The organism is Paenibacillus sp. F024 (genome assembly GCF_057814255.1).
Window position 1 is genome coordinate 13,229 of sequence record NZ_JBVASZ010000001.1, and the last position, 26,229, is coordinate 39,457.

The 26,229-nt window shown below is 47.3% G+C and carries 27 protein-coding genes and 2 pseudogenes; 3 read left to right on the plus strand and 26 right to left on the minus strand.

Annotated features, from left to right (window positions below; all coding sequences use genetic code 11):
- Nucleotides 1-13: 13 nt before the first annotated feature.
- The 23 genes and pseudogenes from ACZYR9_RS00080 to ACZYR9_RS00190 form a co-directional block, all read right to left on the minus strand.
- Nucleotides 14-1,003, minus strand: coding sequence for a zinc-dependent alcohol dehydrogenase (locus tag ACZYR9_RS00080; RefSeq protein ID WP_488976412.1), 990 nt, complete (start codon nucleotides 1,001-1,003; stop codon nucleotides 14-16).
- Between the two features lie 199 nt (nucleotides 1,004-1,202).
- Nucleotides 1,203-1,559: a Rieske (2Fe-2S) protein gene (locus ACZYR9_RS00085; protein WP_488976413.1), complete on the minus strand. Its 357-nt coding sequence runs from the start codon at nucleotides 1,557-1,559 to the stop codon at nucleotides 1,203-1,205.
- Between the two features lie 44 nt (nucleotides 1,560-1,603).
- The gene (locus ACZYR9_RS00090; protein ID WP_488976414.1) at nucleotides 1,604-2,101 is read right to left on the minus strand and encodes a PPC domain-containing DNA-binding protein; all 498 of its coding nucleotides are present in this window, start codon (nucleotides 2,099-2,101) and stop codon (nucleotides 1,604-1,606) included.
- Nucleotides 2,102-2,204: 103 nt separating this feature from the next.
- Nucleotides 2,205-3,038 (minus strand): hypothetical protein, encoded by an 834-nt coding sequence (locus tag ACZYR9_RS00095; RefSeq protein ID WP_488976415.1) that lies wholly within the window; start codon nucleotides 3,036-3,038, stop codon nucleotides 2,205-2,207.
- Nucleotides 3,039-3,063: 25 nt separating this feature from the next.
- Nucleotides 3,064-3,234, minus strand: a complete 171-nt coding sequence (locus ACZYR9_RS00100; RefSeq protein WP_488976416.1) for a hypothetical protein — start codon at nucleotides 3,232-3,234, stop codon at nucleotides 3,064-3,066.
- Nucleotides 3,235-3,279: 45 nt separating this feature from the next.
- Nucleotides 3,280-3,636 carry a Rieske (2Fe-2S) protein gene (locus tag ACZYR9_RS00105; RefSeq protein WP_488976417.1) on the minus strand — a complete coding sequence of 119 codons (357 nt, stop codon included), beginning with the start codon at nucleotides 3,634-3,636 and terminating at the stop codon, nucleotides 3,280-3,282.
- Between the two features lie 35 nt (nucleotides 3,637-3,671).
- Entirely contained in the window at nucleotides 3,672-4,811 is a 1,140-nt protein-coding gene (locus ACZYR9_RS00110) for an amidohydrolase family protein (RefSeq protein WP_488976418.1), read from the minus strand.
- A gap of 90 nt (nucleotides 4,812-4,901) precedes the next feature.
- Nucleotides 4,902-6,185: a TRAP transporter large permease gene (locus ACZYR9_RS00115; RefSeq protein WP_488976419.1), complete on the minus strand. Its 1,284-nt coding sequence runs from the start codon at nucleotides 6,183-6,185 to the stop codon at nucleotides 4,902-4,904.
- 14 nt (nucleotides 6,186-6,199) lie between these two features.
- Nucleotides 6,200-6,724 (minus strand): TRAP transporter small permease, encoded by a 525-nt coding sequence (locus ACZYR9_RS00120; protein ID WP_488976420.1) that lies wholly within the window; start codon nucleotides 6,722-6,724, stop codon nucleotides 6,200-6,202.
- Nucleotides 6,725-6,904: 180 nt separating this feature from the next.
- A pseudogene (locus ACZYR9_RS00125) lies at nucleotides 6,905-7,075 on the minus strand (transketolase C-terminal domain-containing protein); the annotation flags it as partial.
- A gap of 111 nt (nucleotides 7,076-7,186) precedes the next feature.
- Nucleotides 7,187-7,944, minus strand: a pseudogene (locus tag ACZYR9_RS00130) (DctP family TRAP transporter solute-binding subunit).
- A gap of 162 nt (nucleotides 7,945-8,106) precedes the next feature.
- Nucleotides 8,107-9,150 carry a TRAP transporter substrate-binding protein gene (locus tag ACZYR9_RS00135; protein ID WP_488976421.1) on the minus strand — a complete coding sequence of 348 codons (1,044 nt, stop codon included), beginning with the start codon at nucleotides 9,148-9,150 and terminating at the stop codon, nucleotides 8,107-8,109.
- A gap of 17 nt (nucleotides 9,151-9,167) precedes the next feature.
- Complete coding sequence (locus ACZYR9_RS00140; RefSeq protein ID WP_488976422.1) at nucleotides 9,168-9,371, minus strand: SDR family oxidoreductase; 204 nt, start codon at nucleotides 9,369-9,371, stop codon at nucleotides 9,168-9,170.
- On the minus strand, nucleotides 9,356-9,964 hold the full coding sequence (locus tag ACZYR9_RS00145) for an SDR family NAD(P)-dependent oxidoreductase (protein ID WP_488977112.1): 609 nt from the start codon (nucleotides 9,962-9,964) through the stop codon (nucleotides 9,356-9,358). The genes ACZYR9_RS00140 and ACZYR9_RS00145 overlap by 16 nt, the downstream gene beginning before the upstream one ends.
- The gene (locus ACZYR9_RS00150) at nucleotides 9,871-10,182 is read right to left on the minus strand and encodes a hypothetical protein (RefSeq protein ID WP_488976423.1); all 312 of its coding nucleotides are present in this window, start codon (nucleotides 10,180-10,182) and stop codon (nucleotides 9,871-9,873) included. Before ACZYR9_RS00150 ends, ACZYR9_RS00145 begins: the two co-directional genes overlap by 94 nt.
- A gap of 101 nt (nucleotides 10,183-10,283) precedes the next feature.
- A complete protein-coding gene (locus ACZYR9_RS00155; protein ID WP_488976424.1) occupies nucleotides 10,284-10,736 on the minus strand; it encodes a hypothetical protein in 453 nt (150 codons plus the stop codon).
- A gap of 268 nt (nucleotides 10,737-11,004) precedes the next feature.
- A complete protein-coding gene (locus tag ACZYR9_RS00160) occupies nucleotides 11,005-11,661 on the minus strand; it encodes a FadR/GntR family transcriptional regulator (RefSeq protein WP_488976425.1) in 657 nt (218 codons plus the stop codon).
- A 152-nt stretch (nucleotides 11,662-11,813) separates the two neighbouring features.
- Nucleotides 11,814-12,944 carry a Gfo/Idh/MocA family protein gene (locus tag ACZYR9_RS00165; protein ID WP_488976426.1) on the minus strand — a complete coding sequence of 377 codons (1,131 nt, stop codon included), beginning with the start codon at nucleotides 12,942-12,944 and terminating at the stop codon, nucleotides 11,814-11,816.
- 37 nt (nucleotides 12,945-12,981) lie between these two features.
- Nucleotides 12,982-13,338 (minus strand): beta-L-arabinofuranosidase domain-containing protein, encoded by a 357-nt coding sequence (locus ACZYR9_RS00170; RefSeq protein ID WP_488977113.1) that lies wholly within the window; start codon nucleotides 13,336-13,338, stop codon nucleotides 12,982-12,984.
- A gap of 219 nt (nucleotides 13,339-13,557) precedes the next feature.
- Entirely contained in the window at nucleotides 13,558-14,391 is an 834-nt protein-coding gene (locus tag ACZYR9_RS00175; protein ID WP_488976427.1) for a carbohydrate ABC transporter permease, read from the minus strand.
- On the minus strand, nucleotides 14,391-15,314 hold the full coding sequence (locus ACZYR9_RS00180; RefSeq protein WP_488976428.1) for a carbohydrate ABC transporter permease: 924 nt from the start codon (nucleotides 15,312-15,314) through the stop codon (nucleotides 14,391-14,393). Before ACZYR9_RS00180 ends, ACZYR9_RS00175 begins: the two co-directional genes overlap by 1 nt.
- Before the next feature lie 58 nt (nucleotides 15,315-15,372).
- Nucleotides 15,373-16,653 (minus strand): ABC transporter substrate-binding protein, encoded by a 1,281-nt coding sequence (locus ACZYR9_RS00185; RefSeq protein ID WP_488976429.1) that lies wholly within the window; start codon nucleotides 16,651-16,653, stop codon nucleotides 15,373-15,375.
- Between the two features lie 99 nt (nucleotides 16,654-16,752).
- Nucleotides 16,753-18,681 carry a glycoside hydrolase family 127 protein gene (locus ACZYR9_RS00190; RefSeq protein ID WP_488976430.1) on the minus strand — a complete coding sequence of 643 codons (1,929 nt, stop codon included), beginning with the start codon at nucleotides 18,679-18,681 and terminating at the stop codon, nucleotides 16,753-16,755.
- Between the two features lie 512 nt (nucleotides 18,682-19,193).
- Between ACZYR9_RS00190 and ACZYR9_RS00195 the strand changes: the two genes are divergently transcribed.
- Nucleotides 19,194-20,030, plus strand: a complete 837-nt coding sequence (locus ACZYR9_RS00195; RefSeq protein ID WP_488976431.1) for a helix-turn-helix transcriptional regulator — start codon at nucleotides 19,194-19,196, stop codon at nucleotides 20,028-20,030.
- Between the two features lie 78 nt (nucleotides 20,031-20,108).
- On the opposite strand, the gene ACZYR9_RS00200 is transcribed toward ACZYR9_RS00195, so the two are convergent.
- The 3 genes from ACZYR9_RS00200 to ACZYR9_RS00210 form a co-directional block, all read right to left on the minus strand.
- Complete coding sequence (locus ACZYR9_RS00200; protein ID WP_488976432.1) at nucleotides 20,109-20,906, minus strand: inositol monophosphatase family protein; 798 nt, start codon at nucleotides 20,904-20,906, stop codon at nucleotides 20,109-20,111.
- Between the two features lie 174 nt (nucleotides 20,907-21,080).
- The gene (gene tcuA / locus ACZYR9_RS00205; protein ID WP_488976433.1) at nucleotides 21,081-22,595 is read right to left on the minus strand and encodes an FAD-dependent tricarballylate dehydrogenase TcuA; all 1,515 of its coding nucleotides are present in this window, start codon (nucleotides 22,593-22,595) and stop codon (nucleotides 21,081-21,083) included.
- Nucleotides 22,596-22,745: 150 nt separating this feature from the next.
- Nucleotides 22,746-23,804 carry a tripartite tricarboxylate transporter substrate binding protein gene (locus tag ACZYR9_RS00210; protein ID WP_488976434.1) on the minus strand — a complete coding sequence of 353 codons (1,059 nt, stop codon included), beginning with the start codon at nucleotides 23,802-23,804 and terminating at the stop codon, nucleotides 22,746-22,748.
- Between the two features lie 231 nt (nucleotides 23,805-24,035).
- On the opposite strand from ACZYR9_RS00210, the gene ACZYR9_RS00215 reads away from it, so the two are divergent.
- Both ACZYR9_RS00215 and ACZYR9_RS00220 read left to right on the plus strand, forming a co-directional pair.
- Nucleotides 24,036-24,929 carry a LysR family transcriptional regulator gene (locus ACZYR9_RS00215; RefSeq protein WP_488976435.1) on the plus strand — a complete coding sequence of 298 codons (894 nt, stop codon included), beginning with the start codon at nucleotides 24,036-24,038 and terminating at the stop codon, nucleotides 24,927-24,929.
- 127 nt (nucleotides 24,930-25,056) lie between these two features.
- Nucleotides 25,057-26,085 (plus strand): ParB/RepB/Spo0J family partition protein, encoded by a 1,029-nt coding sequence (locus ACZYR9_RS00220; protein ID WP_488976436.1) that lies wholly within the window; start codon nucleotides 25,057-25,059, stop codon nucleotides 26,083-26,085.
- Nucleotides 26,086-26,229 lie beyond the last annotated feature (144 nt).

Consider the following 26,229-nt stretch of genomic DNA (forward strand, 5'->3'; position numbering starts at 1 on the left):
TATCATTTGCAGATTAAACTTCCGGTGTAATGAGGATTTTGATATGATCCAAATTATCATTGAATTCTTTCATCGCTTCTTCAATTCGGGATAAAGGATAGCTTCCCGTGATTAACGATTTAATATCAATCATTCCGTTGATCACCGGATTCAATAAACGTTCATACCGCTGCTTTCTGAATTCAGGACCGTGATGCATAAACGCCGGAAATCGCACCTCCATGGCATGATGGTGGAAACGGTGAAGATTTACTTTGATCGGTGACATCATATCCGGTACCGAGCTCACGATGCCTTCGTCTCTCGTTACATCAATGCACAGGTTGTAATATTCTTCGGTAAGAGGGTTCCAGTACCCGCAGGAGTGGTAGCCCACATCCACGCCTTTTCCGCCGGTTAATTCCAGAATAGCTTCCTTGGCATTTTCTTTTGTCGTATTAATTAGGACATCGGCTCCGCGGCTTTTGGCCATTTCCAGGTGAGCATCGGAGTAGTCTACGGCAATCAATTGGGCCGCCCCGCTTTTTTTCAAGCCCTCCACGGCCATGAGTCCCTGGAAATTCAACCCTGCGACCACTACGGTATCCCCCAGCTTGACACCGCTCTCAAAAACTCCAAACATCCCTACGCAAATCGGTTCGGCTAAACATGCAAGGTCCATATCCAATCCGTCCGGGACTTTAAACAGATTATGTACCTTCGACTTGAAATAGGTGGACATTCCGTTATGCGGACCAAAAAGCATTACACGATCCCCTATTTCAAACTCCCTTACCTTGGCTCCCAGACCGACAACCACGCCTCCGCCTTCATGTCCCATCCAGGGGAAGCAATCCGGAGGTAGATCGTCCGGGATCAATGATCCCTGCCAGGCTCTTAAGTCCGCATCGCATATAGAGCTTTGATGCGTTTTTACCAACACCTCATCATCTTTCAATTCCAGCTGTCTTTTGACCAATTGCAGATTGCGCGGTTCCGGCATATGAACACATAACGTTTCCATAAAAATGCCTCCTTTAACTTAAATTTTAATGAATATCCAGCCGTCTGTCCGGGGATGCCTTAAGGTAATTTATGAGTTGATCATCTGCTCATCTTATCTATATTGTTCAACCCGAAATTTATTACCTGAAGATGCGAGACGTGTAAGGCTCCACCTCAATCGGATCCGGGGCTCCGCTCCACGTCATTTGAAGAGTTTATTACATAATCTTCACCAGACCGTCCTGAATTTCCAATTTATACGACCGCAGCTTGATTTCAGAATAAGCCAAGCATTGTCCGGTTTTAATTTCGTACTCCAAACCGTGCCATGGGCAGGAGATGATTTCACCTTCTTTGATCCATTGCTTTTGCCAGTTGGTTTCTTTATTAGCTGCAAGCGTTCCCGAAACTCTGCCCTCGCAGACGGGCCCGACCTGATGCGGACAAAGGTTGGGAAGAGCGTAGAGCTCCCCATCCACATTAAACACTCCGATTTCCCTGTTTTTCACCTTGACGACTTTATGTGAGCCTTTTGGAAAATCTTCCACTCTCCCTACTACATGCGCGTCAGACACATCGATCCTTCCTTTCCATTCATTTTCGATCATAAAGCCATAATCTACAGCGGTCTGGGCATGGAAACCGTATAGCCCGTATCCTCGGCAAGCTCCCGTCGAAATACGGCATGATCCAATTCCTGAACGATGACCTCCAATGTATTTAAAGCGAAGCAGTTGTAGGCCCTTTCGATATGCCCGCCGATCAGGTTCCCACCGATATCCACCATAACTGCATGAAGATGGATGAACAAATCGCCGTCGTCTTTTTCACAAATAATTCCTTGGCCGGACAATACCTCGACCGGGCTGTCGATGGTCTGCATTTCGGTAAAGCCTGCACCGGTAATTGCCTTGGAATCCAGAGCGACAAATCTGAACTGTGCGCCGGCAGCCAGGCTGCCGACCATGGCCGTAATGCCACCGCTTCTCACACCGTATTTTTTGCAGGCGTCAATCACTCCCTGCACCAAATCGGTACCCCGATTTAAGCGAATGGCAATCATCCGGCCGGTTTTCCCTTCCGCAGACGTAAAGCCTTCTGTATTTGGCATGGTCATGCCTGATCCCTCCCTCAAATCCGTCTGTTGATATGCTCACCTGATGAGTAAACAGGTATAAAAAGGCCGAGATTTCGTAATGAACAGACTTATATCTTATATCTTAAATCTGTTCAATCACGGACCGAATGTCCTCGGCATTCAACCGGTAATAATTTAACCCTTCGACCGCGTTCTTAAAATGTTCCTCTGTCATTTTAATGATTAATTCCGGATGTCTAGGCTCGATGACGGTTTGCGGGTCAAATTCCCAATCCAATTCCAGCACAATTTCCGGGCTGCTCAACAAGTACGTAACTTTCCCCTGATCATAGCCTTTCATGCTGTAAACCACGGAATCGACCTTAGAAACAACCCAGCCTTTGGCTTCAATCGCTTCTCTTCCGAACTGTGCCAATGTCTCCGGGTGAATTCCCGTCCTCACCGGCACATGGCAATGCGCACCCTCAGAAGTCATAAATTCATAGCTCTGCTGCCAGTGAGGTGACCGAAAATAGTCGGCGATGATTTGCTTTTCTTCCAGTTCCGGCTGCCTGAATTCATATTTGGAATAATAAATTTCCATAAAGTCGTCTTCCCAAACTTCCAAATTGGCACCGGCTCTAGTATTATTGGGATCCGCAGGTTCAATCACGATATCGGAATCATACGTTAAAAACAATTCAAAGTGCGCCATATCCTGTCTCGGATGAATGTAATAAATATTGCTTATCCCTTTACCATGGCCCAAAAAACCAATTTTCCGCTGAAGGATATAGCCTTGCTTCGCAAAGTAGCCTTGAATAACCTTCGCCATATCATGCGGATGTAAAATACTATGGGCATATACATGGAGATGACGAATTTTCCTTCCTTGCTCCAGCGTTTCCATCGTGCGCTTCCACTGCTCTGAGCGAAAATAGGCAGCGGTTTGTTGGATCACCAGCTTTTTCAGCATGAGTAAAGCCTCCCAAACGGTATCTTTAGTGGGTGCTGCTTATACGGGAGTTATATACCTCAACCATATGGTCAGCCCAGCTCTTCGCGTCCGCCCACGATGTATTGAATTTGGCTACCCAATCCCATTCATTGTCGTTATAGACCACGAGATATTCATCGGGCGTTTCGATGACCTTAAGACGCTCCAGTTTCATATGTGCTCCTTCTGCCCTTCTCTTATTTATCGGTCTGCCTCAAGCTTACAGCAGCCGGATTAGACCATCTTGAATCTGCACCTTATAGGTTCTCAGTTTGATTTCCGAATATGCCAGGCACTGTCCCGTCTTAATTTCATACTCCAGCCCATGCCATGGACAGGCAATGATTTCGCCCTCCTTAACCCACTGCTTCTGCCAATTCGTTTCCTTGGTGGCCGTAAGCGTTCCCGATACTCTTCCCTCGCAAACGGGACCTACCTGATGCGGACAAAGGTTAGGAAGCGCATAAAGCTCTCCATCCACATTAAACACTCCGATTTCTCTGTTCTTCACCTTGACTACTTTATGAGAGCCCTTTGGAAAGTCTTCTACTTTACCTATGATCTCACCATCCGCCACGATCGGTCACCCTTTCCTCCCAAGCATTATGCTAACTAGATCTGTCCGCTTGTTTTCTTCAGCAGATTCAGCCTGCGGCCCGTTTTGTCGATATTAAAAAATTCCAATGCATTTTCTCCCATTATCTTGCGTCGCAGCTCCGGGGTAAATGCCGGATTGTTGAACACTTCTCTCGGATGATCAAAATCATGATGAGGCCAATCGGATGCAAACATGACGCGGTTTTCCCCTTCGAACATATCGATAATCTGCTTTAAATGCTCCGGTTTGTCCGGCTCTTCAATGGGTTGAGTGGCGTAGTAAAAGTTTTTGATATAGTGGCTTGGAGGATGCTCCAAAATTCCCCATTCTCTGCGCTGCTCCATGTACACTTTATCTAATCTCATCATCATAAACGGCACCCAGGAAATTCCCGCTTCTTCAAAACAAATTTTCAGTTTAGGGAACCGGACAGGTATTCCCTTTTCCATCATTTTCAGCATGTTCGCCATCATGGAAAAGCAATGCGGGAAAACAAATTGACCGATGAGCGTTTCGTATTGATGCACGTTATTCGGAAAATGCGGTACCAAGGTGGTGGCTGCATGAAGAATCAACGGAAGGCCGGCCGATTCGGCAGCATGGAATATTGGATCATACTTTCGATGTCCCCATAAGATATCGAGTCCGGCACACGGAAGATAAATGCCGACAATTCCTTCCGAACCCTTATACTTCTCAATCTCTCTCGCCGCATCCTCCGGATCTTGGGAGCAGGCGAGGATGCAGCCCTTCAAGCCCTGCTCTTTATCGCACCACTTATCTACGAGATAGGCGTTATAGGCTCTGGCCAAGGCTGAAGCATATTCGATCTGCGGCAAATTATTGATCAGCAGAAGATGGTCGGGGAACAGAACCCCGATATCAATATGAAAGGCGGATAATTCCTCCTTCATTTGTGCCGGTGTTGTGACCTGACGGAACATCGTATTCCCCCCCGGCCAGAGAGGAAGATTATCTCTAAACTGGGGCGCATAACCCGGAATCGATAAATATCTCCACGGGATTTCCTCCAAATATTCCAGTGACTTGCGCCAAGGCATATCGATATATGGGGCAAGCTCTCTGGGAGTATCATTCACATGGACGTCAACGTCAACAACCGTAATATCTGCCAAGGTTTCTCTGTTACTCATCGTTCATTCCTCCTAATTTAATGTTTCCAGTACCCAATCATATGCTCATCTGATGAATTTATTCTTGTGAAAAAAATGCGCTGATTAGACTTACTTCTTAAATAAAATCTCCAATGGAACCGTAACCAGCTGCGGAAACAGAATCAAAAGAAGAAGGATCAGGACATGAACCCATAGAAACGGCCAAACGCCCCTCATGATGCCTTCCATGCTGGTTTTCCCGACACTGGCGGCCACATTAAGTACCGTGCCTACCGGTGGAGTCAGCAGGCCGATACAACAATTTAAAATATAGAGAATGCCAAAGTAGACCGGATCGATACCCGCTGCGTGTATAACAGGCATCAGCACAGGAGTGAGAATGAGAACCGTCGGTGTCAAATCCATAGCCGTGCCGACCAAAAACACCAAAACCATAATCAGTATTAGCAGCAGCGTTTTTTGTTCAATGAACGGACCCAGCATCCCGGCTATTTCCGCAGGAATGTTGGCAATCGTGATCTGCCATGCAGATACCATCGCCGCAGCGGTAAGAAACAGAACCACGCTGGTCGTTTTGGCAGCTGACAGCAAGACGTCGAACATCCGTTCCAATTTCAATTCACGGTAAATGAACAGCCCGACAACTAAAGCATAGAATGCAGCCATAACCGCAGATTCCGTAATGGTAAATATCCCTCCGCGCATGCCCACAAGGATAAAGACAGGCAGTAGCAGTGCCCAGATCGAATCCAGGAAGGTGCCGAAAATCTCTTTGAACGATTTGCGTGGATAGACCTGGTAGGTTCCCGTACGCGAAAGCCACCACCAGCAAACCGCTAACCCTACGCCCATCAGAAGTCCGGGTACGATACCTCCGAGAAACAATTTGGTGATCGATACGTTGGCAGTTACCCCGTACAGAATCATGGGTATGCTTGGCGGGATAATGGGGGCAATGATACCGCTCCCTGCGACCATACCGCTTGCCCGGTTTCGATCATAGCCTGCTTTAACCATCATCGGAATCAAGATTGCGCCCAGTGCAGCCGTATCCGCAACGGCCGAGCCGGAAAGTCCGGCAAACAGAACACTTCCGATAATGACAACATATCCGAGACTTCCGCGAATATGTCCGACCAGTGCCAAGGCGAGATTGACAATCCGTTTGGAAATCCCTCCGGCGTTCATGAGTTCCCCGGCAAGAATAAAAAAAGGGATCGCCATTAGTGAAAAGTTATCCACGCCATTAATCAGATTTTGCGCAATAATGGACGTATCAAAGCTGCCCAGATAAAGCATTAACGCAACTCCGCAAAGCAAGAGGGAAAAAGCAATCGGTATGCCTAACGCCATCGCGCCTAGAAGCGAACCAACAAATACGGCTATTGTCACGTTCTTTCCCCCTTTTATTTATTGGCTGTGTGACTTTGTAATTCTTCCGATTCGCTCGTGAACGTGAGATCGGTATTTTTCTTGAATAGAGCCTGAAATATATTGTAAAGCAAAATAGCTCCCATACTCACACTGGTAACCACCCCAATGCCGTATACCAAAAACAGACGCATACCGGTAGCCGGGGCTCTGTTATCCACATTCAATATTGTAATATTCCAACTCCCCAAAAAAACCAGCCAAAGACAATACAGAACCATCAGATTGCTGAGCACAAAAGCGATTTTTCTTAGTGTAAGGGGCAGCTTTTTGACAAACATATCGACACCCAGATGCTGGTTGTCTTTCAATGCGGCAATGGCCCCGAGAAAGGTCATCCATATTAACAAAAACCGCGCCATTTCTTCGGACCAGGAGATGCCGGAATCAAACACATATCGTAACACTGCGTTTCCAAAAACAAGGATACACATGGCCGTCAAGGAGATCACGATAGCAAGATTAAGGAGACTTCTGATCGGCTTGGAAACCTTTTGCATGGATGGACACCGCCTTTAAATTAAATCTGCCGTTTAAACAGCTGTTATTTGCGCACAAGCCCCTTTTCTACCGCTAGTAACGGATTGGACCGCAGGACCATATTTATCAATTCCGATCGCCGGCTGAGCCCGACTCGGTAAACCGGTCCTTAATGCCGACGCGCTGCATCGGTACCGGCGCTATACGTCCAACAGCTCCGATACCGCTGCGCCAAGCCCTACAATGATGCTGTGCGGTTCAAAGGTGACTATGGCTTTATGCGACCGTGCACACGATACAATCAACTCCTCATTCAACGGTTTAATCGTGTGAACATCATGCACCGTTGATGATATTCCAAGGAGCTTTAACTGTTTTGAAGCCTATTGCCTTACGGACCATGCCTCCCGAAGCTGGCGATACCTCCTCTAATAGGATGGATAGATAACCGCCCCATTTCCAGGGGCGGCACATCCGATTCGTTACTGTTGGGCCGCGTTGCGTACTTTTTCAATCTGTTCTTTTCCGTACGTGCTTTCATATTCCTTGTACACCGCAGCAACCGCTTGCTGGAATGGTTTTTTGTCCGGCTCATTGATTTTCATTCCTTTGGCCTGCAGCTCGGCCTTCAGCTTGATATCGTCCTGCCTGACCAGCTCCCGCATCATTTGTCCCGCTTCTTTTCCGCTGTCGGATATGATTTTTTGCTGTTCGGGCGACAACGGTTTCCAGAAGGCTTCACTGACGGCAAACGGTACCGGGCTGTATTGATGACCCGTTAAGGAAAGATATTTCTGGACTTCATAAAACTTGCTGGCGTTAATATTGGTCAGCGGATTTTCCTGTCCGTCGACGACATGCTGCTCCAACGCAGGGTACAGCTCGCTGTATGCATTCCAACGGAATTGGCTCCCATCGCTTTTAGCACGCTCAGCGAGACCGGAATTTCCGGTGTACGAATTTTAACCCCTGTTAAATCCTCCGGCTTTTCGATCGGCTTTTTGTTGTTCGTAATTTGTCTAAAGCCGTTCTCCCAATAGCTGATAATCCGAATCCCTTTGCCGATCAACGGTTCCGCAAGCTCTTGGCCGACAGGACCGTCCAGCACCTTCCATGCCTGCTCGAAATTTTCGAAGAGATATGGCAGCTCGATCACGCCGATGCTGCTGCTGTATTTGGCAAAGAGGCCCGTAGCTACCGGCGTAGCTTGAATCGAGTTCGTCACCAGGCTCTGAAGCATGGCGGATTCACTGCCTAATTGTTCGCCCGGAAAGACCTGAAGCCGATGGAGTGCCGCCGGTAGTACAAGCTGCCAGAAATAATGCCATGGATATCGAGAGTAAAATGCCAACGTTTTTTTTCATATTGCATCTCCTCATCCACTAAGCTGCTCGTGCAAGATTTACTGTTTGGAAGCGTTACGAACTTTTTCAATCAAATCTTTTCCATAGGTGTTTTCGTATTCTTTGTACACCGGGAGAACGGCATCCTGGAACGGTTTTTTGTCCGGCTCGTTGATGATCATTCCTTTGGTCTGCAGCTCGCTCTTCAGCTTGATGTCATCTTGTTTAACCAGCTCACGCATCATTTTCCCCGCTTCTTTTCCGCTGTCGGATATGATTTTTTGCTGCTCCGCCGTTAACGACCTCCAAAAGGTTTCGCTGACGGCAAACGGCACCGGGCTGTATTGATGGCCTGTCATGGAAAGATATTTTTGAACTTCATAAAACTTGCTGGCATTAATGTTCGTCAAAGGATTTTCCTGTCCGTCAACCACATGCTGCTCCAATGCCGGGAACAGCTCACCGTATGCCATTCCTACCGAATTGGCCCCCATCGCTTTGAGAACACTTAAAGAAAGAGGAATTTCGGGAGTACGAATTTTAATCCCTTTTAAATCCTCCGGTTTGTCGATAGGCCTTTTGTTATTGGTAATTTGTCTGAATCCGTTCTCCCAATAGCTGATAATCCGGATCCCTTTGCCAATCAACGGTTCGGCAAGCTCTTGGCCGACCGGACCGTCCAGCACCTTCCATGCCTGCTCGAAATTCTCAAAGAGATAAGGCAGCTCGATCACGCCGATGCTGCTGGAATATTTGGCAAAAAGACCGGTGGCTACAGGCGTTGCCTGTATGGAATTAGTTACCAGACTTTGCAGCATGGCCGATTCGCTGCCCAATTGTTCAGCCGGGTAAACCTGTACTTCCATATGGCCGTTGGACTTTTGTTCAACCAGTTCTTTAAACTTCAAAGCCGCCTTATGTCTGAAGTTGGTTTCGGCGCTGCTGTGTCCCAATTTAATCGTTATTTTCTTCGTATTCGCAGGAGGTGAAGAGGGATTGCCGGATGCATTGGGACTCGGATTGGTGCTTGAATTCGAACCGCCGGAAGAACATGCTGCCAAAACGATGCTTAGAGTGAGCAAAACACTAACTATTTTTTTCATAGGACATCCCCTTATCTTTAATCGATATGCATTCCGCCATTAATATCTATTTCTTCGCCCGTAATATATCCGGCCTCTTCAGAAGCCAAGAAGGCAATGGTATAGGCTACATCCCTAATCGTGCCAATCCTTCCGACCGGAATGCCTCTAACTAATTCCTCTTTTAATTCAGGTGTCAGCTGCCCTCCGGTGATTTCCGTTCCGATCAGTCCGGGAGCCACGCTGTTACAGGGAATGCCAAAGGGAGCCCCTCCCTTGCAACCGCTTTCGAAAAACCGCCTACCGCTGCTTTAGCCGCCGAGTATTGGGAGCCTCCAAATACACCGCCTCCCCGTTTTCCCGAAACCGAACCCAAATTGACGATTCTGCCGTATTTCCTCTGCTTCATATAGTGCATAACTTCCTGGGTAAGATGAAACACCCCCTTCATATTGATATTGAAAATGAGATCCCATTCTTCACGGACTGCCAGCCCTTTCCGATTTAATTGTTCCGCAGCATCCAAAGCCGATTTGACGGTGATTCCGCAAGCGATAAGAGTCAGATCGTTCCCTTCTCTAAGTTCATTCGCTTTGCCGATCATGTTCTTGGGACGGTCCGCCGTATAAACCGATTCCTCCCTGCCTCTGCTCACCCGGAAATATATCGGTCCGTGGTAAGAGACAACCGACTCCTCTATCAGCTCCGACAGTGCTTGCCCGTCTGCGGGAGAAATGACCGTCATATTCGCCAGCGAGCGGATAATGGCCATATCCTCCGTAGCATGATGGGAGGATCCGCAGAAGCCCATGTCAATTCCCGTATGCGTGCCGATAAGTCATACCCCTTCAGATTAGGGTATGCGATATCGGTTCGAATCTGCTCACAGCAGAGCAATCCCAAAAATGAGGCATACGTGGCCACAAAGGGGACTTTACCTGTCGCAGCCAAGCCGACTGCAGCCGATACCATATTTTTCTCGGCGATGCCGAAATCGAAAAAGCGCTCCGGGAATTTACGGCCAAAGTCTGCCAAGCGGGTTGGATAGCCCAAATCCGCACATAAGGCAACGATCTCGGGGTACTTCTCCCAATCGGGCCAGCGTTTCTCCTGCGGTCAATTCGCTTTATCGATATCTTCTTGCGCCAAGTTGGCTACATGCCATTCAAACGTATGCTCCATCCAGGAGACGCCCTTGCCATCCCTACACAAACAGATATTCTATGTCCCAACGAACCCGAGCTGAAATCAACGCCGGGGATTTTATTCATGTCGGGTCCAAATGCGCTGCCCAGCTGCATATATGTGTTGAGATCGGCTTTAGGGAAGAAACCAACATCCGCCAAAATGGGATATAATCCGACGGCGGCGTGTCCCTTCCCCATCACAAAGCGATCCCGCTGCGGCCACAAAGGACGCTTAGGGTCGTACTTCATGGCGTAATAATAAAGTACGGAAACGATTTCTGCACAAGAAAATGAAGATCCGTAGTGTCCGCTGCCCGCAAATGAAATCAACCGGACCGTTTCCAAACGGGACAGCATGGATTTTTCCTTGATCAACTCATCCATCTCATCGCGGTTCTCAATCCCTTTAGGTCTTATCAAAATGGACAATACCCTCCTTTATTCTTGCCTCTGCTTGGGTTCGGGCAGGGTATCCATGCCTTGGAGGTTGTGGAGAGAATCGGAAGAACGATCTTGGCTTATTATGGCAAGGTATCTAAACAAATGGACCCATGCGGAAGCAATCTAGTCTCATTGATTTCCTCACAGCCATCATATTCAATAAATAAACCAATATGCTCATCTGATGAGTTTCTCTTTATTAATCTTGCTATCGTTCACCGTCCGATTGATAAATAAAATCTATTGGCTATACTGACTTTGTTAATTTTTCGGTAATGTTATCGAGATGTCTTATCATGATGTCCTCAGCCAGCCGGGAGTCCCTCGCTTCAATCGCATCGACCATAATCGTGTGATCCTCCAGCACTTTTTCAAACGGATAATCGGGTATGTGGGTTAAAGCCTCCATCACCGCATCAAACATGCCGGAAATATTAGAAAAAATACTGCTGACAAAAGGGTTTTTGGAAGCTTTTGAGATCGCATAGTGAAAATCGCGATCAAATTCCAAGAATCGGCTGGGAACCGTGAGGGTTTTCCGCATTTCCTCCAATAGCTCTCTCAACACTTCGATATCCGTTTCCAAGCGGTTTTCCGCAGCCTTCTTGATGCCAAATATTTCGATCATTCTTCTTAAATCGACAACATGCTCCAAAAATGCCAGGCCATTAGGAGAAGGGGTAAATTCTGCGATAAAGGTCCCTTTTCCGTGAATGGAATAAACCAATCCGGTAGATTCCATCGTTTTGATGCTTTCCCGAACCGTTGTTCTGGCTACTCCGTAACCTTTGGCTATAGATTCAATTGAAGGTAACTGAGCTCCAGATTGGTATTCGTTCCGGCTGATTTTCCATATCGTATCGCGGATCATTTTTTGGGTAAATGGTTGAATTTTCTTCTCCAAAATGTAATCGTCACCTTCCTTCTTGAACTGATATGCTCAACTGATGAGTTCGCTTTGGTATTAAATATATGTAATTCAAGCTCGTATATGCTAGAATTGTGAAAATACAAAAGCCCCGTCAGCACTAAGGCTTTCGGCGCTTTTGTATACCATTATCCAAAGCAGGGAATATCAACGGCCTTACCGCCCACAGTGGCCGACTCGTGAGCACATATGCCAGCGGCAGTCCAATTCGCGGCTGTAACAGCGTCAATCCAGGGCCTCCTATGCTCGACAATACTGCGAACGAACTCATGGACGAGATGAGGGTGTGAACCATGATGATTTCCGCCCTGAAGCACGGATAAATGTGGATTACTCTCATGCACCTTAGGCTGCAGCCTGGCATAATGGGCAATGGATTGCGGTAAAAGCTCGGTAAAGTCCGGCAAATCCATAGGGCGATGAGATACCCTGTGTCCCCTGCCATTTTTACGGTACCCGTCTTCAAATTGAAAAACGATCGGCGGCTCCTTTTCGAGATGCCATTCCATCGATGATTTCTCCCCGTATATATTAAAGCTTTCCATATAATCGCGTGCGGTATGAAATAAAGAGCGGGTCACTTCGGCGCATAATTGCGGAATCTCTAGCTGAAAAATGGCTGTCTCTATCGGATAAGGATTGGCGTAAGGTTCGGTCAGTTCGTCCCGCATCACCCCGGATCCGAAGCAATGCACCTTCACTGCACGGCTTTGGCTCAAAGCCAGAAGAGGCGCAATGGCATGGGTGGCATAATGCATAGGGGGGAGTCCCTTCCAATAGGCGGGCCAGCCCTCCATATCCTGATAGTGGGCTCCGCGGAGAAACTGGATTCTTCCGAAATCTCCCTTTTCCAGCATTTCTTTAGCCTTTAAAAAAGGATACGTGTAAACGGAGGTCTCCATCATCATATAATGCTTACCCGTGGCTTTCTGAACGGCCACAATTTCTTTGAGCTCTTCTATCGTCGTGGCCATAGGAACCGTACACGCACAATGCTTGCCTGACTTCAAAACATCTGCGGATAATTTGGCATGCGTATGGATCGGTGTAACCAAATGAACGGCATCATATTGCTCCGAATCCAGGATAGCTTGAATATCAGTATATCTCCGTTCAACCCCCCATTGGTCACCGTACGCATGCAGCAATTCAGCGTTCGTATCGCAGATGGCCACCTCATCCACATCGGGATGATCCCTATAAATCGCAGCAAATTCCGCGCCGAAGCCTAATCCAACCAACGCGATGTTTAGTCCCATTGCTCCCTCTCCTATATTTCAAATTTTACAATCTCATTCATTTCAGACAGCCCCGGATTTGCCCCTGTTCCGGTCCGAACACGGTATCCACCAGATCTGCGAACCGGCAGGAGGCATCCAGAAGCCTGCGCTTGGCCGTCGATTTGAAGTGAGCCACAGCGGCTTCGATCATATGGCCTCCGCAATACAGCCTATGATCTTCGCGAAGGTTCGTCCACCGCTCCCCCGACTTCTGCAGCATAAAATAAGTGTTAATATACCCGTCAGGCTGCTGAACGTTGGCAAGCAGATCAATCATATGATCGGCAAGCTCATCCAAAGCCGGGTCGTAGTTCATTTCCAGGGCGCTGCTGACGGCTACAAATCGCTGTCCTGAAACACCTTGCCCTAGCAGCTTCCTTCAACAATTCCTGCAGCAACGCGAAAATTGTTTACGGAATGGCTGGGCTCCGCTCCCGGAACACGGTTGTTTAACGCTTCCCATTGATAGGGAATGCCAAGTCCATACAACCTTCAATCGATCGCCCCAAAAGGTCGGAAGTATCCTGATCTTCCGATTGGATAACGTTTGCATTTTAATATTCATGGTTTGCCTCCAACAATTTAGGATGGATTAATCTTTCATCGCGCCGGAAGCGACTCCGCTGACGATATATTTTTGCAGTGCAATGAAAATGATCACGATCGGAATCGCCGTAATGGTCGCCACCGTCATTAAGCCGTTCCACTCGATGCCGTACTCGCCCATGAACTTGTATAGCCCCAAAGTCAAGGGTCGTATGGCATTATCCGTGGTCAACGTCAGTGCGAATAAGAAGTCGCCCCACCCGAACAGAAAGCAAAAAGCTCCGATGGTAAGCAGTCCCGGCTTCACCAACGGCAAAAAAATGCGTGAGAAGATACCGAATTTAGTACAGCCGTCAATGACCGCAGCATCCTCCAGCCCACTGGGAACGGAAAGAAAATAGGGGCGAAGCACCACGATCGCAAAGGGTACGGCATGAGTGGCGTTGCCGATGATCAGTGCCAGAAAGCTGTTTAGCAGTCCGAACTGGGAAAAGAAAATAAACAGCGGCATCGCCAGCATCATGCCGGGCAGCATTTGGGAAACCAGAAGCAAAATCATGACCGCTGCTTTTCCTTTAACCTCCAATCGGGCTAACGCATAAGCCGCCGGCGCGGCAAGAAGCAGTGAAACCACCATCGTCCCCATTGCAATGATAAAGCTGTTGCCGATGTACCCGATAATCGACTGATTATCCAGCAAATTTTCTTTATAGGCCAGAAAGGTCGGGTCGTGCGGAAAAAAGGTCGGAGGGCTGGCAAACAATTCATTCATGGGCTTAATGGACGTAATAACCATCCAATACACAGGGAACAGAAACAGAATCGTTGAAATCAAAGCGATTATCAGGGCCATGTGCTTTTCATTTCTCGAGATCGCCATTAATGAATTTTCTCCTCCCTTCTCAGAAACCAAAGATAAACAGCCGAGACCAGACATAAAAAGACCAGCATCATGGTCGCCACCGCAGCGCCCTGACTAAACTCCATATGGAAAAACGTCAGATTGAACGCATAAAACGGAAGAACAAAGGAAGAGGTTACCGGCCCCCCGGCCGTCATGACGTAAATCAATTCAAATACTTTAAAAGTATAAATAACCCCCAGCATCAGAAGAATTAAGATGGTCGGCCTCATCAGAGGGAGCGTAATATGGATAAATTGGCGGAAGCGCGTGGCACCGTCAATTCTTGCCGCTTCGTATAATTGCTCCGGAAGCGACTGTAGACCTCCAAGTAAAATCAGCATGTTGAAAGGAATGCCATGCCAAATATTAGCTATAATGGTCCCGTACAAGGATGTACTGGTTTCCGTCAACCATAGAATGGGCTTTTCTATGATCCCCAAGACTTGCAGAATGTAGTTAAATACGCCGGAATCTCCGGATAGAATCCATTTGAACAACGAGGAAATAATAATTCCCGGAAGCATCCAGGCGAGAATTAATAGAGAGCGTAAAATATTTCTTCCCGGAAAGTCCAAATTAAAAAGCAAGGCGAAGGCAAATCCTATGGTAAATTGAAAGAAGATACTGCTTACCGTGAAGATGACGGAATTTTTAAGCGAGATGTAAAAAACAGGATCGCTGAAGATCGTCCTGTAATTCGCTAAGCCGGCAAACTCCTTCTCGCCTTTCAAATTGAGCAGCGTCACATTCTCAAAGCTCAGCACAAAATTATAAATGATCGGAAAAATCATGAATAAAACCAAGAAGAGCACTCCGGGCGCTAAAAACAAATAGTTGCCCCAATTCCGCACTTTAAGGTTAGACGACTTTTTCACGGTTACAGCTTGCGGGATTTGCATAGTTCACCTCCTGGACATTATTCGTAAGGGATGATCGCTCCCCCCTTACATCACCCCTTTAAGGAAGCAGCGGTTTAATCTTGGCGTCGGCCTCTTTTACCGCCTCCTCAGCCGATTTGCTGCCTGTGAACACCTGCTGCATTACATCCTGCGCATACTCGGATATTTTCAAGTAATCCGCGCCATAGGCTCTCGGTTTGGCCACTTCCATAGCGTCTGCAAATATTTTGAAATTCGGATTGTTCGCCCATACGGGATCGGTGATTAAATCTTTTCTTGCCGGAAGATGTCCTGTCGACTTGAGCAGCTCCTTTTTGCGTTCGGATTGTTCGGCGAATTTGATAATGTCCCACGCAATGTCTTTATGCTTGGTATTAGAGGAGATCCCGTAGTTGTAGCCGCCTAATATGGTCGCCTTTTGCTTATGTTCCGGAAGAGGAACGACACCCCACTTAAATTTGGCATCCTTCACCAAATTCGGGAACTGCCAAGGACCATTGACCATCATGGCGGCTTTGCCCGAAATAAAGGTCAAGGCTGTGTTGTTCTGATCCAGACCCAATACTTCCTTGGTCATGGAGCCGTTATCGATCATTTCCTTCCATAGGTTGAGCGCTTCAATAGTTCCCGGCGAATTAAAGTTGGTTAAATCTCCCCCCGCCTGCCAAACGAAAGGCAAGAATTGAAACAGTCCGTGCTCCGTTTTGATCGCCGAGGCAATAAATCCGCTGACCCCCGGCTTCGTCAATTTCTGTGCGGCGGACTTCAGCTCCTCCCAGTTTGTTGGCGGCTTAATGCCAGCCTCTTTTAACATGTCCTCGTTATAAAAGAGGGCCAAGTTATTGCTGTAGACGGGAACGCCGTAGTTTTTCTCCTTATAGACGGTAGACGCCCATGGGCCCGAAAAAAATTGATCCTTGAATTCCCAAGCTTTGATTTCTTCGGTCAGATCGGAAAAAATGCCTGCCGCAGCCATCGACTGATGCTCCGGACTATCTACCCACAATATATCCGGCAGCTGATTGCCCGCATGACTCATCAATACTTTTTTCTTGTAGTCCGAGTTAGGAATAAAGGTACGGTTAATTTTGATGTTGGGATGTTCCTTTTGGTAATCGGCAAAAATCTTTTCCATCTGAGCTACCGTATTCGTAACGGTAATGGGATCCCACCAGGAGATGGTAATCACTTCATTGCTTGCGGTGTTATTCCCAGACGGCGGGGTGGCACCGTCGTTAGGCTTGCCGGAATTGCCGGCAACCTCGCTGCTGCTTGGCGCACAGGCTGACAATATGACCAATGAAAGCGAAACAAGAAAAGCCCCCGTTTTGTTCAACATAAGATCCCTCCATTATCAGTTTGTAAACGCTTACTTTTTAGAGTGTAGCATTAAACGCATTTATTCCTTAAAGGGGGGAAAGTTTCCCCCCTGAACCACCTATTCGCGAATCCAAACCTGCATCTCACCCGGTTCGCGATTGCACCAGGCAAAATAAGGCACAGCCTTAATACGGACAGGCACCTTCTTTCTCTCCTTTGTTGTATATAAGCGGCTATCTGCCGAACCCGGGTCCGTACGCAGCGCTTCGCCCGTAATCACAGTAATTCCGCCTAAAGTCTGTTCTTCAAAGTGAGCTGCGAATTTAGGATCGGAGGTAAGACGGATGTCCTGAAGATTTTCTCCGTTGTCGACTTCCTCCAGGCAGAATACGACTGGGCCCCTCTGCAGAGCCGCCTTCCCCGCTGCAGCACGTACATGAGGATGAGCGCGTACGAGCTCTACCGGCATATCCAGTACAAGCTGAATTTGATCGCCGTTTGTCCAATTCCGCTTGATTTGAGTGTATCCGTTCATGAGAGACTCCGATAAACCGACTTCCTCTCCATTCACCTGAATACGAGCATTCCTGCACCAGCCGGGTACCCGGAGAGCAATTGTAAACTCTGCATCCCGCTCCATGGATAGGCTCAATTGCACATTTCCGTCCCAAGGGAAATTCGTTTGCTGCGAGAGACGTACCTGCTGATCGCTAATTTGATGGGTTACTTTGCTGCCCATATAGAGGTGAACGTACAATTCCTGCTTATCCGGGTGAACGGAGTAAATATAATTACCCAGGGAGGCGATCAATCTGGCAATATTCGGCGGGCAGCAGGCACAGCCCCACCAATGCTGACGGGTGGTCTTTAACCGGCTCGTTTGTCTGTCTTCTCTTTTCTCGCGGGATTCGGGCCAGATCTCGAGCGGATTGACATAGAAGTATTTTTTGCCATCCAGTGACATCCCGCTTAACACGCCATTATATAGTGCTCGTTCCATGACATCGGCATACTCATGATGAATGTCGTGCTGCAGCATCCGATGGGCCCAAAACACCAAGCCGATGGCGGCACAGGTTTCGGCATAGGCGATATCGTTGGGTAAATCATAATCGAAGGTAAACGCCTCGCCGTGTTCACTCGAACCAATTCCCCCGGTGATATACATTCTGGCTTCCGTCATATTTCTCCATAATGCTTTACAAGCCTTCCACAAGCTATCGTCGCCCAGCTCGGCAGCCAAATCCGCCATACCGCTGTACAGATACATAGCCCGAACCGCATGGCCGTCGGCCTTGGTTTGCTCTCTGAGCGGCTTATGCGATTGAGAATAGCTGTATGGATGCTTTCCATACTTATGTCCGAAAGCGGATTCTCCTCTTTCCATGGCTTCCTGGTCAAAGAAATGAGGGGATTGGCCCCGTTCATCCACAAAGTAACTGCATAAATCCAAATGTCGCCGGTCTCCTGTCACCCGATACAGCTTCATTAAAGCAAGCTCAATTTCCGGATGACCGTCATATCCTCTTTTTTTGCCCGGCTCCGTACCCAGGACCGAAGCAATATGATCGACCAAACGGCAAACGATATTCAAAAGCTTGGACTTACCGGTTGCCTCATAGTAGGCCACGGCCGCTTCAATCAGATGGCCGGCGCAGTACAGCTCGTGGTCGTCCCTGAGATTCGTCCATCTTTTTCCCGGCTTGGCCAATGTGAAATAGGTGTTTAGATACCCGTCAGGCTGCTGCGCCCGTTCGATGACCTCGATCGCCTCATCGGCCAGCTTTTCCAGCTGGTCATCCCTTTGTAAGGTTAGAGCATATCCTACGGTCTCAAGCCATTTGGCCAAATCGCTGTCCTGAAAAAACAATCCGTAAAATTCGCCCTGCTTATCGCCCGCCGCGATCCGAAAGTTATCCATCGCATGACTTGGCTCGATATTCGGAATCGCATCGTTCAAAGCGTCCCATTGATAAGGAATAACAGTGTGCTGAATGAGTTTTTGCTTTTGGGCCCAGAATGAATCATCTATTATCACATTTTTCATCGAAATCGCCTGCGCGTGTATCATTCCTACATAACCTCGCTTTATTAAAATGGATAACCAATAAATACCGAGATAAGAAATCAAGATATACAAAACTTATATTTCAGAGTCACTGCTCCCCTTCGGAAATGGGTTAAACCTGTCGAAACCTATTGTGTTCCACCGTAAATAAAACGCTTTCAATTTTGTAGTACCCGGCGCGTTTTTGAATGGTTTACGTGGTATAATTATCATGATACTTACCCTATGGCATCTGGTCTATCCAGCTCCTCCTTTCTATCCGCTATTGGATCATTGTTCCTGTCCTTCACTGCTCTTTACATTCTTATTGTAACACCATGATTTCATGGAAGTCAGTAATCTAAACTTTAGAATAGGTGGACAAAACTTAGGTTATGAATTTCATTTTGCCATAGGGCCGAATGAAAAATAATGGAAAGGAACCATCAACCATGCCATTTTTAAAAGCAAGTATCGATACTCCTGTTGAATTTATATCCGGAGGACATTTTGTGTCCGATGTACCCTGGATTCATTCCAAACGGATCATCGACAGCTTTGAAATCATAATCGGCGTTAACAAAACCCTATATATAGAGCAGGACCATACTCAATATCAAGTCCATCCCGGCGATGTTCTCCTGCTGCTTCCCCACCGCACTCATCAAGGCTACGCCATGTGTTCCGAGAACATCTCCTTCAACTGGTTTCATTTTTACTGCCACAGCCCATTTGAAATCATCGATGACGACGAGGCCATTATGGAAGAAATTTATCGGCTAAGGACACAGCCCAACCTGAATGAATCTAGGAAATTCATTTATATACCGACTTTCTCTACACCCTCGAGCATCGAAAGAATTCATATTTTATTTCATCAAATCCAACATGTTGTCAATTCTAATTATTATACGATGCAAGGCGTTCATTGTTTGCTGACGACCCTGCTCATCGAAATGACGGAACAAATGATCACAACCTTTCATGGGCCAAGCGAACAATCGACGGCAGACAAAAATTTATCGAGAATTTTGGAATGGATTCGAATACATGCCATAGACCAAATTTCCGTCGCCTCCATTGCTCATGTCTTTAACTACAATAAAGATTACCTCTCTCATTTTTTCAAGCATAAGATGGGGGTGAACCTCAATGATTGGATCCACATTCAAAAATTATCGAAGGCTAAGGATTTGCTTTCGCGCACGACCATGAGCATCAAGGAAATTTCCCATTTCATCGGAATCCAGGATGACAAATATTTTATGAGGCTGTTTAAAAAATACGAAAAAATGACCCCCACGGAATTTCGCAAAGCCTATTACAGAACACATATGAATAACAAATAGCTTGCAGGCCATTTTACGGCACAAAAAAAGACAGTCGATTCCGACTGTCCGCCATGCCGTATGAATGCCCCCACCTCATTATTCGTCCTTTAAACAGTTGATCACAGCAGGATGCACTTTCCCGTTGCTGCAGATGATATGTTGAACCGGGAGATGATACTCGCCTCCAGCGATATCGGTGACTCTTCCGCCGGCTTCCCTTACGAGGACGATGCCTCCGGCCACATCCCATGGATTTAAGCCGTACTGCCAGAATCCCCCCAGTCTGCCGCAGGCAACATAAGCCATATGCAAAGCGGCCGAGCCAAGCACCCGAATTCCCCTGAATTGCTTGCCGAAGGCAGCCAAGCTCCGGATATTCTGCTCCCTGTAGGCCGGCATAAAACCGGTGGCAACTACACTTTCAGCGGCTGAATCCTCTGCCGAGACCTTTACGGGGCTACCGTTAAGATAAGCTCCTTTGCCTTTCTCCGCGCTGAACAGCTCATCCCTGCTTGGATCATATACGACTCCGAGCACCAGCTCGCCTTTGCAGGCCAGAGCAATAGAAACCGTGAACCCGGGAATCCCATGCACAAAATTGGTTGTTCCGTCGATCGGATCGACAATCCATAAGTATGGGATGTCGCCCGCCTCTTCAAGAATCACGCTCAAGGGACGGGGGGAATGATAGGTCTCCTCTTCCCCAAGAAAAGCGTGATCGGGATACGCTTCTAGTAGCAAAGCACGGATCATCTGTTCCGCTTTCTTATCAAATTCGGTCACCACATCAAAGCTTGAGCTTTTCTCTTCTGCAGCCAACTCGCCGCCTGAACGGGAACGAATCATCCTGCCCGCTTCTTTAGCCGCCCTGCATGCGGTTTCTAAATAATTCACTTCCGCTTCTCTCCCCTTCTCCATTTTTATAGTAGAGATCTTAACCCAGCACGCTTCTTGCATTCTCCACAAGTGTAGCACGCTTTATCCGGCACGTCCATCCATGTAAAACGCCCTTGAGCTCTCCTTCTTTGGAGAACCAAGGGCGCTGGCGCCGCTCAAGCGAATCTTCCTTTATTCATTTGCCGAGGCTTTCACTTTCTCTTTGGTATAGCGGCCCGCGGAGCCTCCGGCTGACTTGCCGAAGACTGCGCCTGACATTAATCCGGATCCTCCGGGGTAATTTTCATAGAATAGCCCGCCCACCATCTCACCGGCAGCGTAGAGACCCGGGATAGGCATACCCTCTTGGTCGAGAACCTCTCCATATGTATTCACGCGGATACCGCCAAAGGTAAAGGTGATCCCGCAGGTAACCGGATAAGCATAAAAGGGGCCCTTCTCCATTCGCAAAGCCCAATTCGATTTAGGCGGTGTAATGCCTATCGTACCCTTGCCGTCTTTTATGGTTGGGTTATAGTCGCCTTCCTGTACAGCCTGATTGTACTCCTGAATGGTTTGCAAAAACGGCTCCTGTTCGACAGACAGCAGCTCCGCCAATGCCTCAATGGTTTCCGCTTGCACAAAGGTGGCTTCCTCAATCAGATACTCCTTGCGAAGCATAGGATACACTTGGGCGTCGAAAATTTGATAAGCCATATTACCCGGCTGCTTTAACACTTCCCGGCCATATTTGGCGTACGTATAATTCCTGAAATCGGCACCCTCGTCCACAAATCGCTTTCCCTCTGTATTCACTAAAAGCCCCAGCGGAAAAGATGATTTTTTGTATATGTCCCCCGGCTTGGTAAAATCGCCCACCTCCGGCGCTTTATAGTCAGTTCCGATGGAATGGCAGCCCGCCCAATCGCCGTAGGGCTGCGCCCCAACCTCTAACGCCATCGTAAGACCGTCCCCGGTGTTATACTCGGTCCCTCTTACGATGGCGGCGTTCCATTCGGCACCGAGATGCTCGGCACGCATGGCTTTATTCGCTTCAAAGCCGCCGCAAGCCAAAATCACGCATCCTGCGCTTACGGTGACCACCCCGTCGGGCTTTTCGATTTGAATCGCCGTAATTTGATTGTTTTCCTTCACCAGCTTGATCGCCCGAGCGTTGTACCATACCTCAATATCCAGCTCTTCTATGCGTTTATTCAGCTGTTCGATGAGTCCGACTCCTTTATTTTGCGTTTTGAGAGGAAGGTTCCCCCAAAAGGTCAATACGCCGTCCTTCTCAAAGGATTGGTTCTCATTGAGTTCAAAAATCACTCCATTGCGGTGAAGCCATTTGATCACATCGGTGGATTGTCCCGTTAAGTGCTTCGCTAATAGCGGATCGCTTTGGCCGCCGGTTACCCTCATTAAATCATCGAGATAAGCTTCTTCGTTGTAGCTCGGGATATGGATTTTAGCCGCTTCTTCATCCGTTATGGCCGGAATGACTTCCCGAATATCATCCACGTTATGAAAGGCGGTCCTTATGGCGCCATCGGTAAAAAAGGAATTTCCGCCGCGCTTATGCTGCGGTCCTCTTTCCAGGATTAAAACCTTGGCACCTTCCTCCTTGGCCGATATCCCGGCACAAAGAGCCGCATTACCGGCACCTACAACGACGACATCGTAATGATTAGAACTGGCGTTTGTCATGATCTAACCTCCAGAGACTGTTTTTATGGGCAGATGGATGCTTGGAGTTGATTACCCTAAATTGAGTGTATATGATTCAAAATCATAAATATAATATTAATATTTTATAAATCATTATAAAACTAACTTATACTTTTCTCCCGGTACATATTATTTTTCCATTCCGATTGCCGTTAATAATTCCTTGATCTGTGCCTCCTGCTTTTCCAGAAAATCTTTAAAATCGGCCGAATTCTTATAATCGCCCTCCCAATGGTTGGCTTTCAGCTCTTGCTGCCAAGCGTCCGAGCGGACCATCTCTTGAAGCTTCGCTTCCCAATAGTCAAAGGCGTCCTTATCCATTTCCTTTGGACCGAATATGCCCCTCCAAATGTTAAATTCAGCATCGATACCCTGCTCTTTCATGGTTGGCGCATCCTTTAAGACTCCCCCTAAACGAGACGGCGAAGCTACCGCCAACACCCGAATTTTCCCTGCTTTCACGTAATCCCCCAGACTCGAAGCGTCCGTACTAAGCACATCCGCATGACCGCCCAGAAGAGCCGTCATTGATTCACCCGTTCCATCATAAGAAACGTATTTGATCTTTTTCGCGTCGAGGCCGCTTTTCAGCGCTGGAAGCACAGACACCATATGGTACATGGATCCCGGAGCAGATCCTCCTGCAAAGGTCACTTGAGACGGATCGGTCTTTAACGCATCAATCAGTGACTTCAAATCCGTAAATTTGGAATTGGCGTTCACCACGATTGCCCCGTAATCTTTAATCAATTGCGCCAGAGGCGTCGTATCTCTGTAACCGAAAGGACTATTTCCTTCCTTCTTTAAATGATTGAGCAGGATCGGGGGTGAGCTGACAAAGAGCTTGTAGTTGTTCTTTACATCCTTCGTTGCATATTCCGCCAAAAATACGGCTCCGCCACCGCCCGGCTTGTTTTCCACCGTTATCGTTTGGCCGACGAGTTTGTTTTCGGTCAATACTTTAGCCGTAACCCTTGCCGTTCTGTCCCAGCCGCCGCCCGGACCGGATGGAGCTATGATGGCAAGCGGCTTTTCAGGGTAGTTGGATACGGGGCTTGTCTGCTCCGGGGCCGAATTGACAATCTTCATATTCGGCTCCGACGAATTGCCGCATGCGGTTAAACTCAAAGCGATCAGTCCCGGCAGCATAACCTTAAACATTTTATATGGCAGCGCTTTCAATTGCATGGTAAAAAACCTCCCGCATTCTTTTATTAACATGCCTGTGAAATCGATAACCGATGCTTACCTGCATCCGCCTCCAATATCAGAAATGATTCTGCCCCCTCCCCTATATTTAGTTCTAAGTTGCTGATGCTTGCTTTTCCATGTAATGGTATTGTAATATAATTCCATCAATAACAAAAATATTGAATTTTTATCATTATCCATAAGTTTTATTAAAGAAGGAGTACGGATATGGATGAAAAAGACTTTTTACTGCTGAAGACGCTGTTTGCAGAAAAAAATATCAGCAAAACCGCTGAAATACTCTATATTTCTCAGCCGGCTATCACGTATCGCATTCAAAATCTTGAAAAATATTTTAATACCCCCATCGTTTCCAGAGGAAAAAAAGGGGTTGAATTTACTGCAGAGGGCGAATGTCTGGTAAAGCTCGCCGACCAAATTCTGAAGGATATCCGAAAAACAAAAGAAAAAATACAAAACATGGGACATACTGTGCAAGGCACGCTGCGGCTTGGCGTATCCAGTAATTTCGCGCGATACCGTCTGCCCGCTTTACTCGAGCAATTTTTAAAGCTGTACCCGGATGTTGAAATCATAGTCAAAACCGGGTGGAGTACGGAGGTTATCAATTATTTATATAAGGACGAAGTCCATATTGGCATTGTGCGCGGGGATCATCACTGGCATGAGCACAGCTATTTTTTATATGAAGAGCCTGTCACGATAGCGTCCAGAGAGCAGATCCATCTGAAGGACCTTCCTCATTTGGCAAGAATCAACTACAAAACGGACAGCCATCTCAAGCATACGATCGATCATTGGTGGCACAAGACCTTTCATCAGCCCCCTTCGATCACCATGGAGGTTGACCGTATCGATACCTGTGTTGAGCTCGTCAAAAATGGATTAGGCTATGCCATCATCCCGAGCATCAGCCTCAGCGAAACCGATACTTTGCATACCATAGACCTGTACACGGAAGAGAACGAACCGATCTCCCGTAAAACCTGGCTGGCTCATCGTAACGCGGCTTTGGAACTTTCCGTGGTGAAAGCGTATGTCGATTTTATAAAAAGTAAGTACAGCAGGAATGAAACGGAAGAACCGCCTCTATCTTTGTGAATGTAAGGTTAGTATTTTTATCCCGCATGTTCTTCAGGAGAGCCATGTTATATAATAGTTATATTCGAGTGTTCCCCCCTGCGCTTTGTCCGGGGATTTATATGGAAGGATAGGAGCTAGAATGAATATGGAAATCACCGAAATTTTAACCGATCTGATAGATGAGGATACCGAGCAGCCCAGATATCAATTTGATGAAGAGGCGCTTCAGGAATTAATGAAAAGCATTGAAGAGCTTGGCTTGCTGTCACCGATCAAAGTAAGAACGACAAGCGGCGGCCGTTATAAAATCATCTACGGGAATCGAAGATATAAAGCCTGCAAAATGCTGGGACGCCGGACCATCCCTTGTCTTGTCTCCACCGCAACGGACGAGATGGAGATTTACCTGGAGCAGATTGCAGAAAATTTAACGAGAGAAGGCTTCTCTCCCATTGAAGAAGCCGAGGCCTTTCACAAGCTTTTAAACGACCCCAAGTTCAGCAGCTCCACCAAGTATTTATCCAGCAAGCTCGGAAAGCCGGAATCCTATATCAAAAACAAGTGTGAGCTGCTGAATTTCGGCATGGCCGTAAAAAAAATCATCGTTAGCGGAACGGAGATCAAGAAAGATAAGCTGACCGAAGCCCAGCTCCTGCCTCTTAAAGATTTGCCGGTCGAGCACCGCGATCCGTTGGCCTTGATTATCGCCCGGGATGAAATACCTGTAAGTGATGTCAAAAAAATCGCCCGGTTATTCAAAGATAAAAATATCTCGCCCGCTACAAAAGACAAACTCTTGTACAAAACAGGCCCCGGGCTGCTTGAAACCTGGTCCGTATATGAACAAAACAAAGCGGAAAGAGCAAAGCCTTCCCCACCGAAGGCAGCGAAGAATGCGAACGTGGAAAAGAACGTGGAGGATAATGCGGAGAAGAATGCGAAGACAAAGAAAAATGAGCAGCAAGATCAGCTATCGGCAGCACCGATTGAAGAACAGCTGCAGCATTTACTATCTTCTCTTTCGGCACCTGCTTCCATTCCGGGGAATAGCATAGAACTCAAGACGGACAATGAAAAGGATTTTTTGAAAAACGTAGATCAACTGATCGACAGCCTCGAGAAGCATCTGACAGAATGGAAAAAAATCAGGGACATGGCTAAAACGAAATTTTAAATAAGGAACAGGAAAAGCTCACTCTACATTGCTTCCAAGATATGCATGCCGGATTTAACGGGAATCCCCCCCCCTATAATTCGGCTTGTTACCTATACAAGATACGTTTTTCAAAAAATAGCGTGAGCTTTTCCCGCAAAAGGA

What these genes read in the sequence shown, in the direction of transcription:
- ACZYR9_RS00165 (WP_488976426.1), bottom strand. Translation starts at nt 12,944, where the DNA reads ATGGGACTAAACATCGCGTTGGTTGGATTAGGCTTCGGCGCGGAATTT.
- ACZYR9_RS00135 (WP_488976421.1), bottom strand. Translation starts at nt 9,150, where the DNA reads ATGAAAAAAATAGTTAGTGTTTTGCTCACTCTAAGCATCGTTTTGGCA.
- ACZYR9_RS00215 (WP_488976435.1), top strand. Translation starts at nt 24,036, where the DNA reads ATGGATGAAAAAGACTTTTTACTGCTGAAGACGCTGTTTGCAGAAAAA.
- ACZYR9_RS00120 (WP_488976420.1), bottom strand. Translation starts at nt 6,724, where the DNA reads ATGCAAAAGGTTTCCAAGCCGATCAGAAGTCTCCTTAATCTTGCTATC.
- ACZYR9_RS00110 (WP_488976418.1), bottom strand. Translation starts at nt 4,811, where the DNA reads ATGAGTAACAGAGAAACCTTGGCAGATATTACGGTTGTTGACGTTGAC.
- ACZYR9_RS00100 (WP_488976416.1), bottom strand. Translation starts at nt 3,234, where the DNA reads ATGAAACTGGAGCGTCTTAAGGTCATCGAAACGCCCGATGAATATCTC.
- ACZYR9_RS00190 (WP_488976430.1), bottom strand. Translation starts at nt 18,681, where the DNA reads ATGAAAAATGTGATAATAGATGATTCATTCTGGGCCCAAAAGCAAAAA.
- ACZYR9_RS00175 (WP_488976427.1), bottom strand. Translation starts at nt 14,391, where the DNA reads ATGGCGATCTCGAGAAATGAAAAGCACATGGCCCTGATAATCGCTTTG.
- tcuA (WP_488976433.1), bottom strand. Translation starts at nt 22,595, where the DNA reads ATGACAAACGCCAGTTCTAATCATTACGATGTCGTCGTTGTAGGTGCC.
- ACZYR9_RS00220 (WP_488976436.1), top strand. Translation starts at nt 25,057, where the DNA reads ATGGAAATCACCGAAATTTTAACCGATCTGATAGATGAGGATACCGAG.
- ACZYR9_RS00185 (WP_488976429.1), bottom strand. Translation starts at nt 16,653, where the DNA reads ATGTTGAACAAAACGGGGGCTTTTCTTGTTTCGCTTTCATTGGTCATA.
- ACZYR9_RS00180 (WP_488976428.1), bottom strand. Translation starts at nt 15,314, where the DNA reads ATGCAAATCCCGCAAGCTGTAACCGTGAAAAAGTCGTCTAACCTTAAA.
- ACZYR9_RS00090 (WP_488976414.1), bottom strand. Translation starts at nt 2,101, where the DNA reads ATGACCATGCCAAATACAGAAGGCTTTACGTCTGCGGAAGGGAAAACC.
- ACZYR9_RS00095 (WP_488976415.1), bottom strand. Translation starts at nt 3,038, where the DNA reads ATGCTGAAAAAGCTGGTGATCCAACAAACCGCTGCCTATTTTCGCTCA.
- ACZYR9_RS00210 (WP_488976434.1), bottom strand. Translation starts at nt 23,804, where the DNA reads ATGCAATTGAAAGCGCTGCCATATAAAATGTTTAAGGTTATGCTGCCG.
- ACZYR9_RS00080 (WP_488976412.1), bottom strand. Translation starts at nt 1,003, where the DNA reads ATGGAAACGTTATGTGTTCATATGCCGGAACCGCGCAATCTGCAATTG.